Raw genomic sequence first — 13,134 nt, forward strand, 5'->3', positions numbered from 1 at the left:
CATGAGTTCCTGAGTCAAAATCAAGAAACTTTAGGTATAATTATCACTCCAGCAATTAAAGGCGCCTGCAACTGTGATTGCCATTTATCCCGGAAGTTTTGACCCCGTAACACTGGGGCACCTCGATATCATCCAGCGTGGTGCGAAGCTGTTTGAACGAGTTATTGTAGCTGTGCTACGTAACCCGAACAAAACACCTCTTTTTACAGTGCAAGAGCGAATTGAACAAATTCGTAAATCAACCAAGCATCTACCAAACGTTGAAGCTGATAGCTTTGATGGGCTGACTGTAAACTATGCCCAAATGAGAAGAGCGGGAGTACTACTGCGGGGATTGCGTGCAATTTCTGATTTTGAAGTAGAACTTCAGATGGCACATACCAACAAAACGCTCTCGACCCAAATTGAGACTGTTTTTTTGGCAACATCAAATGAATATAGTTTTTTAAGTAGTAGTGTGGTAAAAGAGATTGCAAAGTTTGGTGGCTCTGTCAATCACCTTGTTCCTCCGCACGTTGCCCTAGATATATACCAATGCTACGCCCACAAATACCAATCGAACCAGAGCATAACGGAAAACATCCCATCCCTCACGAATCCTCCAATGGACACACTGTTGGAAATTCACAACCAGACGGAGATGGATGTTTAAATATTCAGCAATCACTCGACCATTTTGAGGAAATGATTATTGCTGGTTTCCGGATTCCATTTACTAAACGTACCGTAGTGGATGAGGAAAAACTATTTGACCTACTTGATTATATTCGTTCGACGTTACCAGCAGCGTTTAACGAAGCAACGGTTATAACCCAGCAAAGAGAGGAAATTTTGCTCGAAGCAGAAGAGTATGGACAGCGTATCGTCGATGCTGCTCAAACCAAGCGCGCGCAAATTTTAGAAGAAAGTGATATTATTCGCTCTGCAGAACACGAAGCTTTAGAGTTAAAGCGGAAAGTTCAGCTTGAGTGTGAATTATTAATGCAGCAAACTCTCGAAGAAATTGACCTGAAACGTCGTCAATGTCAACAAGAAATAGAACAAATGCGAGCCGAAGCTATGGCAGAAGCCCAACAAATAGAACAAGGCGCCGATGATTATGCTGATAGTGTTCTCGAACACATCGAGCAAGATTTAAATGAAATGACACGTATTATCCGTAATGGGCGCTCTTCACTCAATGCATCGAGATTACCACCAAAGAAAAAGTAATAAAAAGGAAAAAATTCGTAGTAAGCACTTTAGTGCTTTAACTTGAGTGCTTACTACGAACATATCCTAACGGGGCAACTTTACACTCTTACAGGAAGCTTGATTATAAACTCCGACCCTTGCCCCAGTGTCGAATTTACCTCAATAGTTCCATTATGTTTTTCTATGATAATTTGACGAACAATTGCCAAACCTAACCCAGTACCCTTACCTACAGGTTTGGTAGTAAACAGGTGTTCAAAGATATGTTGTTTAACTTCCTCTGTCATCCCTACGCCATTATCTTTAATTATAATTAAAACAAACTTTTCATCTGGGTTAATCTTAGTAGTAACAGTAATCGTATTAGGATTACTTTGAAGCTCATTAAAACTTATTCCAGCATTAGACTCCTCCAAGGCATCAATAGCATTAGCAATTAGATTCATAAAGACCTGACCAAGTTGTCCAGGAAAACATTGTATTGTTGACAAATTTCCATAGCTTTTTACTATTTGTATTTCTGGACGAGTTGCTGATGCTTTTAAACGATGTTTAAGAATCAAAATTGTACTATCAATAACTTCATGTATATTACTTGCGATAGCTTTCTGAGTATCTGCACGAGAAAATGTTCGTAAACTCATACTAACATCATAAATGCGATTTACACCTTCTTGCATCGAATCAATTAATCTGGGTAAATCTTCGCGCACGTATTCTAGATCTATTGCTTTTATTTTTTTAGTAATTTCTGCTATTGGTTGGGGATAATAGTTTTGATATAAATCAATTAATTCTAATAGGTCTTGCACGTAATCTGAAGCGGGTTGTAAGTTTCCAGTCAAAAAACCAATAGGGTTGTTGATTTCATGTGCAATACCCGATACCAAATTACCCAAAGCAGACATTTTTTCACTTTGTACCAATTGCAACTGCATCTGCTTGAGATCGGAAAGCGAAGATTCTAATTGTTTGCCATAGTTTTGTGCTTGTTGATACAATTGGGAATTCTCTAAAGAAATTGCGACCTGAGATGTAATGAGATTGAGAATATTAATGCGATCACTTGTAAATGTTCCTGTTGCTAGATTATTTTCTAAATACAAAATACCGCTAAATTTACTCTGATAGAAAATAGGAGAGCATAGCACAGACTTAGATTGAAAACGCTGTATATAAGGGTCTGATTGAGAAATTACCTCAGAAACAGCATTATCTAATACTAAATTTTCCTGGGTTCTGGCAACATAATTAATTAAAGAAATAGGAATGTCTTGGCTTATATCAACAGGGGTTGATTGCAAGATTACCGATGCTTCCTGGATTTTGATTGCCTCAACGAATAATTCATCGTTTTTGAGTAATATTAAACAACCTTTTTGAGCCGCAGCATTTTCCAGAATAATCTGTAAAAGTTTCTCTAATAACTTATCTAGGATAATTTCGCTACTTATTGCTTGAGAAGCTTTTATAACTGTTGCTAAATCCAAAATATTATGATTACTAGTTGTTGTGTCCGAAGAACTTGTTTTTGTAGCGGTGATAGTTTTAGTTAAGTCTAGCGTTAGTTGTTTAACATATTCACTGCGAATTATTAAATTGGGATAGCGTTCATCCAAATCTTTTACCTTGGCTATTGCACCCCAGCGAATGTAGCCATAGTAGGCATCTGTCATATATACTTTAGCAATTTTTTCTTTGCCTAAATCAAGGTAAAAACATGCTGCAAGCTCATTTGCTAATGCTTCTTCTTGAGTGTATTCGTTTTCTTTTGCTCCGGAAATCGCACTATCATACAAACGCATTGCTAATAAATCTTTACCCCAAAATTTTGCTTTTTCTGCTTCTACTAATTCATATTTATGTTTGAAATTCTCTGGTGCATGTTTAGCCCATTGCTTCATTTGCTTCTGATTAGCTATAACCTGATTTAGATGTTGTTCTTTTTGTCCAGCAGGTAAACCAGATCGCAAATCAGCTAGTAGCGATAGTGAATAATAAAAAGTATTTACATAATATAAGAAAAGACCTATATTGTTTTGATGAATTTTAGATGTTATTTCTGCATTTTTTATGGCTGATTTGTAATCGCGGGAAAAGTATGATAGTAATGTTTTACATGAATATAAGTACCCTTGATAAGAAACATTTTTTTCGACTTCAGATATCATGGTTAATTCATTAAATACTTCACCATGTAAGACGGACATATGTGATAAATCTTCTTGTAAGTTTAAAGAAGTTTGTCTGAAAATACTCAAACCCACAGCTAGGGCTTCAATTTTTAACTTGCGCGCTAAATCTATATAACTTCGGAATTTATGATCTAGTGATTCTAAATTTACACCTTTAAAATATAAATTCAAAGCTTCAATAGTACCGCAATAACTACCAAATTCTATATCTCCATTTTCTAATCCACTATGCATTCCCTCTAATAGGTCTTTATTACTTTCTTCAATAGGGTCTTTTACATACCGAATCATTCCATTAAAGATAAAGCATATTTTTGCTTTCAAGGGACTTAAATTTGTTTTTAAGACTAGCTTTGTTGCTAATTTTCCAAATTTATAACCTGTTTCGATATCACCAAGCTTGTCACATAATATTGAACCATAAACACCGTAGCCAAAAGCTGAAATCGGAGAATTTCCATATTCTATTGATAGCCGAACCATTGCAAAAATTGCGATTGCAAATAGTAATGAAGAACCGCTTTGCGAAGCAGCATTAATCACAAACATTAAAATTGGCATTGCTGCTAGCTTGTGAGGGTCGATCATTTCTGGTTTCAGAATTAACTTTTCTATTTTTATTCCTTCCAATGCTGATTTTGTTTTCAATAATGCCTCAACAAAATCAGATTCACAAGGATGATTAGGCAGGTGTATACCTAGTTTTTCTAAAAATTTTAATCCAATTTCTATAACTGTAGACATTTCATTTAATGTCATACACATTTGCATTTTTATTTGATATATTCTCGCCTGATCTGTAATATTGTTAGCTTGTTCTAAAGTAATGTTTATTAAGTCATTACACTGACCAAAATTACCTGTTATAAAAGCTGATTCGGCTGCTTCTATATGTAAATTTGACATTAATTCATAATCTTTGCACCAACTATCTATTGATAAAAGTTGTAAGGCTACATTTAAATATTTTGTAGATGCTTCATAAGCAGCAGATAGCTTTGCTTTTTTAGCAGCTTGAAGATTTAATTTTGCTAGTTCTTTTTTCTCAGATTGTAAGCTAAGTAAGTCTACACCGTAATTTAGCTGGTTAACGATATCTAAAATATGTTCTGTTAATGATTCTGATGGTGTCTGTTCTAAAAGTAAATTACCTATTTTTACATGAGTTTTTTGTTTTTGAGTATCGGGGATCAAAAAGTAGGCTGCTTGTTGAACTCTATCGTGTAAAAATTTATAAACTACTTGTTTGGCATTAAAACTAAAATAAGCTGATTCTTCTTGATTAAAGGCTAAAGGAATACGATAAGAGTCATTTAAAGGTAAAATCAGCCCGGATTGTAAAGCAGCATCAAGCTGATTTGCTATAACTATAGTATTTTCTTCTGTTACAATAGAAAGTACGTCTAGAGTAAATCTATTACCTATACAAGCTGCAAATTTTAGTAATTCCTGTGTTGTTTCTGGCAGGTTTTGAATTCTACTAGCTACTATTTCTACAACACTTTTATCGGTGATGCCAATTGCTTGTATTTCTTCTATATCCCATTTCCAAGAAATACTATTAAAATCAAACTCTAAAAGTTTTTCTTGATCAAGTGCTAGAAGTAATTGAGTCAGGAAGAAAGGATTACCTGCCGTTTTATGATAAATTAGCTCTGCTAATGTATATATTTTTGTAGTTGTATCATTCAATGTACTAGCTATTAATTGAGTTACATCATCTAAACCGAGTTCTTTTAAAACAATATTATTAACAATGATAGATTTTTGTTGAATTTCATTGACTGTTTGAATTAGTGGATGGGTTGGACTAACTTCATTATCTCGATAAGCACCAATAATTAGTAGATATTTACTATCAGAATTTGTAATCAATGTTTGCATTAATTTTAATGTAGCGGAATCTGCCCATTGCAAATCATCTAAAAAGATAACACAAGGGTGATCTTGCTGCGTAAAAACACTGATAAACTTTTGCAAGATACTATTAACGCGGTTTTGTGATTCGGTTGATGTTAGCTGCGATACATCAGGTTGTTTTCCTATAATTAGTTCGACTTCGGGAATAACATCAATAATGACTTGTCCGTTTGAACCAACAGAAGCTAAAATTTTATGGCGCCATTCTTCAAGTTTAGAAGTAGATTCTGTTAGTAGTTGCCGTATTAATGCACTAAAAGCTTGTATTAAAGGTGCATAAGGAATATTGCGTCGAAATTGGTCAAATTTCCCGCTGATAAAAAAGCCTTTAGCACGAGTAATCGGTTTATTAACTTCGTTGACGACAGATGATTTACCAATTCCTGAATAACCAGAAACTAAAACTAATTCACGACTTCCTGTACTAACTCGTTCAAAAGCTTCTAAAAGTAAATTAACTTGAGCTTCTCTCCCATATAACTTTTGTGGGATAAGTAACTGACTTAAAATATCTAAACGACCGGGCGTAAAATCAGAAATTTTGCCTGTTGTCTGTAGCTGTTTCCGACATATCTCTAAATCAGCTAATATCCCCTTAGCTGTTTGATAGCGGTCTTCAGCATTTTTAGCCATTAGTTTTTTAACTAACGCGACAATCGCACCAGGTACTTCTAAATTTAATCTCTCTATCTCAGTAGGTTGCTGGGCAATATGACAATAAACTAACTCTAGTAAGTCTTGATTTTGAAAAGGTAATTGCCCTGTCAACATCTCATAGAAAGTGACACCCAAAGAATAAAAGTCAGTGCGGTAGTCTAAAGAACGATTCATTCTCCCAGTTTGCTCTGGAGAAATATAAGCCAAAGTTCCTTCTAGTTGGTTAGGGTTAGCAAGTTGAGGGGTTTCTTTACACAAACGTGACGCAATACTAAAGTCGGTAATTTTTACAACTCCTGTTTCTGGATTAATGATAATATTCCCAGGTTTGATGTCTTTATGGATTATATGGTTAGTGTGTATCGATACTAAAGCCTGTACTAATTGAATTGCAATACTGATAAAACTATTTATCTCTAACTTTTTTGTACAAAGTAGTTGCTTAAGCGATTGTCCATCAAAATCTTCCAATACCAGTGCCAAACGATTTTCATGGGTTTCTAGTCTCAGTACTTTAACAACATCTTTTAAATCAAGATTTTCCGTAACTTTGTACTCGTGCTTCAAACGAGCAATTGCTTCGAGGGAAGGATATTCATCTTTAAGAATTTTGAGGATGACTTTTTGCCCATATAATCGCGATATCCCCCGATAGATAATATTATTGCTACCCTCGTGGATGACTTCAGTTAGCTCATAACCTGGAAGCAACAGAGATGACACCATAATAGAACCTTTTTTACTAGACTTATCTGGATGTTATGTATATTTAGGGTTCCCAGTTTTAAGCATTTTCAATCAATAGTTGTTATTTTTTCTATGATTTTCTATATTTTTAATCGATGTTGCCCGCTTGCCGTCGTGTGCAAGTAGCAAAGGGACAGGAATGTAGGCATCAGGGTAAAAGCGTACATTTCTATTCCATTACTACTTATATAGTATGTATTAAAAATTACATTAAGTTAAATGTCTTTTTCAATACCAATGATAAGCCTAGGGGTAGGGTGTTTACTTTGTGTATAAGCCTTAGAAAAAAGTTCATGCAGTTTTTGTGTCTCGTGGCGCCAGCGTAAAAAGCTTATAAAATCAGGATTTTGGGCTTTACTACTGAACACAATACTTCGATTAGCCAAATTATACCGCGCATTATAACAAAATCAACACCCTAGCCTAGGGGCATATGAACACAGGTTCTTTAGTTACATCTCGAACAAAATTAGGTAAATAATGACCTAGCAGGGTTGTATCAAACTTTGGACATTCGATACCGAATTGTGCGATAGCTTTTGAGGTATTATCCGCCCTAAATATAGGTGTACAGTGATGTACCTCTAGAATAGTGCTACGATTTTGGTACACTTTTTCCTGTAGAAATGAGATTAAGGGATGTATTGCGTTTTGAGGTGATATGCTGGAGAGCGCATTCAGCCAATTTTTGAGTGAAACGCTTTCCACTGAATAACCCAAAGAATTAATTACCTTAAATATACGGTCATTACTTAACTCATGCTCCCGTGGAAGAAGAATATTATAATTTTTACTTGTATGGTCGGCATCTAAACTAATATGGGCAATAACAGTAGCAACATAGTCTACTGGTACGGGATTCCAATATTTTAAGGGCAGGTACGGGCATAGTCCCATTTGAGTACAACCTGTGACAAAACGATAAAACATATCGTCACGGTTAATCACTCCTGTTTTTTGCTCGTGTCCGGAAATAAACCCAGGACGATAAATAGAAACTGCTAACCCTTTTTCTCTAGCCATATGTACCATATATTCGGCAGCCCATTTTGCTCGAACATAGGCATATTCTACCGACATAATCGGTGCTGTAATACTAATGTTTAGATCTTCTGAAACTTCTTCTATACCCAGCAAAGAAGTTGTCGAGCCGTAAACTGCTAAAGTCGATACATAATGCAGTATTTTATGGCGCCTATATGATGCGAAAGAGATAATGTTCGCAGTACCTTCAATATTAGGCTTTTTCATTGCCGAATAAGGTTTGATATAGTTAGTATCAGCGGCTACATGGTAAACGCAATCAATTTCTTCAGCTAGTTTATTATATATATCTACGGGTAGCTGTAATTGTGGTTGTTGTATGTCTCCAGTAATGACTACCACCTGAGATAGTTTTAAGATTGGTAACTGATACTTAATAAAAGTAGTGCGAAGTCGAAGAAGTGCCTCTGTATAATCTTCTGCTCGCACCAAGCAGTATATTTTCTGATAGCGACCTTTTTGAAGTAACTCATGTAACAAATGAGAGCCAAGATAACCTGTTACACCCGTAACCAATGCACAATTGTATTTAACTTGCTCTGGTTGTTGCCAAGACGTATGTAATTCTAAAGATAATTTCGCATCGTCTAAATAAAGATGCCTATCATTATCCATTACATCTTCGGTTTGAAGATGGTACCGTTCTAGTAATTTAGCTAAATCTAATGGTGTGGCATATTCGTAAATTAAGCGAGAAGGAATTTTGACCCCAAAGTCACGAGCAATTGCAAACAATAAATGGGCAACACACAGCGAGCTACCACCCATATGAAAGAAATTACTATCGGGTGTGCAACTTCCCGGAGTCAAAAATAAGGTTTCGTCAAAAATTGCGGCTATTTTAGTTTTATTGTCTTTTATATCGATGTCAAAAGATGGCGCCTGTTGCAGTTCTGGTAAAGCGTTGCGGTCTACTTTACTGCGATTAGGTAACAAAGGTAATTCGTCCATAAAGACGAAGCGGGTAGGAACCATATATTCTGGTAGTTGTTCTGCAACAAAACGCTGTAGGTGCTTTTCTGTAATAAACTTACCCGCACGGGAAACAATATAGGCAACAAGCATCGACATACCGTAGTTTTCAGGTAAATCTGAGTTTGTTGTTTGTGTTCTAATCGCTTTGACTGCTGCTGAAAGTACATCTGGGTGCTGTGTCAGTAAGCTTTCAATTGCCTCTACTTCTACACGGTTACCACGAATTTTCACCTGATTATCAATTCTACCAACAAAATGCAACAGCCCTGGCTTATCGGTATCTTCATAAACAATATCACCAGTTTTATATATCTTACCCGAACTGTAAGGATTATCTAAGAAACGAGTACTTGTTAACTCAGGTTTATTCCAATAACCTACAGCAATACCTACACCACCTACATACAGTTCACCTTTTTCACCTGCGGCACAAAGTTTAAGTTCTTCATCAAGAATATAAGTTTCTACATTAGGTAATGCATAGCCTATAGGCATACTAATGTCATCCGCATTAAAGGCATACATTGTTCCGTAGATAGTTATTTCTGTAGGCCCATAAACATTAAACAACTTGGTAGTCGATGAAATCCATGACTTGGCGAGCGATAACGGACAAGCTTCACCACCAACAATAATTAATCGTAAATCAGAAAGCTCATTGCGGAACTGTGTCAAGGTTGCCAATACAGAGGGAGGCAAAATCATCATTTGTACCCGATGTTTAGCTATAAAGCTTGCTAAAGGTTGACCCGGAAGCATTTCCTCCCTAGCTCCTAACACTAACGTTGCTCCACTACATAGCGAAATTGCGATTTCTGCTATTGATGAATCAAAGCTAATAGATGCAAACTGAAGTATTCGTGACTTAGGTTGAATATCATAAATATCGCAACTGGCAAGAGTATGATTTAGTAAACCACGGTGAGCGATTGCAACTCCTTTGGGTGTACCTGTAGATCCGGAAGTGTAAATGATGTAAGCAAGTTGGTCAGCTTCGACTGTTGGTGCAGGACTTGAGACATCTTGGTTTTGCCATACCTCCTCAGAGTCAAGAAAGCACATACGCCCATTTAAACTACTCTGCCGCAGCGCTGGTTCAATGTCAAAGGCAAATTTTCGAGAAGTTAAAATCGTAGTTAATTTGGCATCAGCCACTGTGTAACTCAAACGCTGACGGGGTAAATCTGGGTCGAGGGGAACAAAAGCAGCACCTGCTTTCAAAATTGTATAGATAGCGATGACCATTTCAAATGAAGGTTCCACACACAACCCAATTAAAGTATTAGGCTTCAGTAGACCTTGTGCTGTCAAGTAATTGTATAAACATTCTGCTCGTTGGTGAAACTCTCTGTAAGTTAATTGTTGTTCTCCAAATACCAACGCTACACTATTTGGATACTGTTGGAAAATTAACTCAATAAGAGAGACAATTGTGTAATGCAATTGTAGGTTTTGATTGTTCATTTAACTATTATTTAGCTTCTCTTTACACAGCTAATAAAAATCGATTTTAAATATGAAATTTTGGCAACAACACTGAACTTATGATGACCCTTAAAATTTTATTTATAGTCCTAATTAAATACATTAAACCATTACAAAAATCAAATTGATAAGCCAGAAACTACGTAATTTAATTTAAATTAATCTTGAAGAGAATGCAGTTATTAGCTGCATAGTTATTACATAATTATAAATTTATCAAGAATACAGGGCAACGAAGGGCGAGCAGTATGTAATTTATTACCGTAAAACTACGGAAAACGTCTGAAGGCGACCAACCGCGAAGTGTACCATGAATAAAATTGAGAAAATTGGAAAGAATCCAAACTGCATTATAATTACAACTAATTTATTATTCAATTGCCATACTTGTATTGAGTAAACTTGACTTCCCTAGTGCAGCGTGGCGAAAATAACTATCCAGTCGAAAAAGCTTAAAAAGCAAATTATTCAAGAACAAGGTTGGTAGTTTACAGATAAAGAATAAATAATAATCTTTATTTGAATTTATTTTATGTGTATTTACTTATTTAGTAAATGCATTAAATTTTGTTGGATCAGTAAAATTACCTTATTTTTTAAAAACGTGACATTCCAAAATATAGCAGTTATTATATAGTTTAATAAATCACTTGTTAAAAACCATTATTTCATGTGATATTAAGTTGAATGGCAATTCAAAATAAAATATCAGTTAACCAGCCTAAAATCGGCAAATTTATTTACGAGCTTAGGCTTTCTATGGGATTGACACAAGAAGAGTTTGCGGTTGTTCTTGGTGTTACATTTCCTACTGTAAACCGTTGGGAAAACGGGCATACTAAACCCTCTAAACTTGCTGTACAGCAAATTGAGGCTTTGGTTGCAAAGCTTGGCGAGAAAGGTCAAAAGTTATTGGCTGATTATCAAAAAGATTCCGATTAAGTTTAAAAATTCAGCAGAATAAAACATTTTTCACTGCATATTGAGAGCAGATGTATCGAAATAATTAATCTTCGATGTTAATTTCTGCTGTCAGCATAGCAGTTTGAAAATGCCTGGAGCGCTTTATGGATGTTAAATTGGGTGTCAAATACTTAAAGCATTGGGTTAAATATGGGTCAATACCGGGCATTATTGCTTTTGCTCTAATGCTAATTTATTACTCAGGCGCCGCAAAAGCTCAAACTACTCAAAAAGGTGGAATTGACTGGATTGTGGTAGTAGATACTTCTGCTTCAATGCGTGGTGTCAATGGTACAAAAAACATTTTTGGGCAAGTTAAAAATTCTATTAATGAATTTATTAACACGGCTCAGATAGGCGATACCGTCACTATCTACACTTTTGATAGAGATGTTACCTTACAAACTGAAAATGCTCAAATTACGAGCAATCAAGACCGAGGCAAGCTTAAACAAATAATCCAGACACTTCAAGCGGATGGTATGCGTACACATACAGGTAAAGCAGTACAAATAGCACTGCAACATTCTGCTATGTTAAACGCGCGTCCGGATGCTCTCGGCCGTAGTGTCAGTATAGTGTTTTTAACTGATGGGCAAGAGCAAGTGCAGGGTATTCCAAATCCTGTTCCCATCCCTAGTAATGCTCAATTTTTACGCCAGCAGCAATGTAAACCTTACATATTTTTTGTGTCTCTTGGGTTAAAGGAACACGAAAAGCAGCTTAATGACTTTGCCAATAACCCAGCGCTGTGTGGAAAGGGAAGGGTATTACGTGACCCTGGAGAAGTACAGTTAAACCAACTAGCTCAAAATATTCGACCTGTTCTAGTCCAACCCAAACTAGATGTAAATTTACCCACTGCTAATTTAAAACCAGTATTACCTGGAACAACTACTGAACCGTTTAATATAACTGGCATTAGTAATGTAAACGTTGAGGTAAATTTGCAACTTGAAGCGTCGCAAGGTGGCATTCGCTTGATTTCACCTGGTAGCACAATCAACCTAGCAGCTAATCAACCAACACCTATTCCCGTCCGTTTACAAATTCCAGAAAATATACAAGCAGGCGCCAGCAACTTACGTTTAGTTCTAAATCCTGTAAACTATAAAGTGGCGCCTTCTAAAATAGACCTACCTGTAACTATTAAATCAGAACTCTTTGTCCAACCTGCTTCTCTAGATTTTGGCTCAGTAGAAACAGGTAAAACGACAGCAACTCAAACTTTACTAGTCAAAAGCAATATATCTGGAACCGCAAAATTACAGATAGATGGAACTAAAGATGTTTCTGTGCCAGCTTCAATAACATCTATATCTTTACAAGCAGGAGAGACAAAAATTCCTGTGCAGTTAGAAGTTAATGATAACAGTTTTGAAGGCGCCCGTAACTTCACATTAGTATTGACCCCTGATAACCCAATTGTAAGCTCCACTAGTACAAAAGCTCAAATACATATTTTTATGCCAATGTGGCGAAAAATAGTCCTGTGGACGCTTTTACTACTGCTGGTATTGCTAATTGCTTTAACAATAACTTGCTTAATTCAGCGCAAAACTCCCTTTGAATTGCTCCAAGATTTTCGTAATCGCAAATACTTAGAAGGGGCACTTTTTGTACTGGAACCAATACCAAAATCCTCGGAAGACGAAGAAATTAGTCTGACTCACCTCCACAAAGTTCAAGTGCAGCTGAGTAATATAATACCAGCAATTGCTGCTACTAATTCCGATGCCGAATTATTCTCTGTCTGGCAATTAGGCAAAAAAAATATCTATTTACGATGTTTAAAAGGTGTAATTTTTGTCAATACTAAGGAAGTAACTACTTCTGAACTCTACGATGACGATGTAATCGAAATCGGTAAAGTCAAGCTGCAATTTAACTGGATTGAGCATCAACGTCCCTTTGAAGTCAGTAGCGGGGAAGATGCCTATTAATTATTCAACTA

At 36.0% G+C, this 13,134-nt stretch carries 6 protein-coding genes; 4 read left to right on the forward strand and 2 right to left on the reverse strand.

Annotated features, from left to right (window positions below; genetic code table 11):
* Positions 1-73 precede the first annotated feature (73 nt).
* Positions 74-652: a pantetheine-phosphate adenylyltransferase gene (gene coaD, locus DSM106972_RS11605; RefSeq protein WP_019490036.1), complete on the forward strand. Its 579-nt coding sequence runs from the start codon at positions 74-76 to the stop codon at positions 650-652.
* On the forward strand, positions 535-1,212 hold the full coding sequence (locus DSM106972_RS11610) for a DivIVA domain-containing protein (RefSeq protein WP_233786980.1): 678 nt from the start codon (positions 535-537) through the stop codon (positions 1,210-1,212). Before coaD ends, DSM106972_RS11610 begins: the two co-directional genes overlap by 118 nt.
* A gap of 80 nt (positions 1,213-1,292) precedes the next feature.
* Here DSM106972_RS11610 and DSM106972_RS11615 read toward each other — a convergent pair whose 3' ends face one another.
* Both DSM106972_RS11615 and DSM106972_RS11620 read right to left on the reverse strand, forming a co-directional pair.
* On the reverse strand, positions 1,293-6,692 hold the full coding sequence (locus DSM106972_RS11615; protein ID WP_127080863.1) for a trifunctional serine/threonine-protein kinase/ATP-binding protein/sensor histidine kinase: 5,400 nt from the start codon (positions 6,690-6,692) through the stop codon (positions 1,293-1,295).
* A gap of 444 nt (positions 6,693-7,136) precedes the next feature.
* A complete protein-coding gene (locus DSM106972_RS11620) occupies positions 7,137-10,196 on the reverse strand; it encodes an amino acid adenylation domain-containing protein (RefSeq protein ID WP_127080864.1) in 3,060 nt (1,019 codons plus the stop codon).
* 708 nt (positions 10,197-10,904) lie between these two features.
* Here DSM106972_RS11620 and DSM106972_RS11625 point away from each other — a divergent pair.
* Both DSM106972_RS11625 and DSM106972_RS11630 read left to right on the forward strand, forming a co-directional pair.
* On the forward strand, positions 10,905-11,159 hold the full coding sequence (locus DSM106972_RS11625) for a helix-turn-helix domain-containing protein (protein WP_127080865.1): 255 nt from the start codon (positions 10,905-10,907) through the stop codon (positions 11,157-11,159).
* 125 nt (positions 11,160-11,284) lie between these two features.
* Entirely contained in the window at positions 11,285-13,123 is a 1,839-nt protein-coding gene (locus DSM106972_RS11630) for a VWA domain-containing protein (protein ID WP_233786979.1), read from the forward strand.
* Positions 13,124-13,134: the final 11 nt, after the last annotated feature.

This window comes from Dulcicalothrix desertica PCC 7102 (assembly GCF_003991905.1).
In the GTDB taxonomy this organism is placed as follows: domain Bacteria; phylum Cyanobacteriota; class Cyanobacteriia; order Cyanobacteriales; family Nostocaceae; genus Dulcicalothrix; species Dulcicalothrix desertica.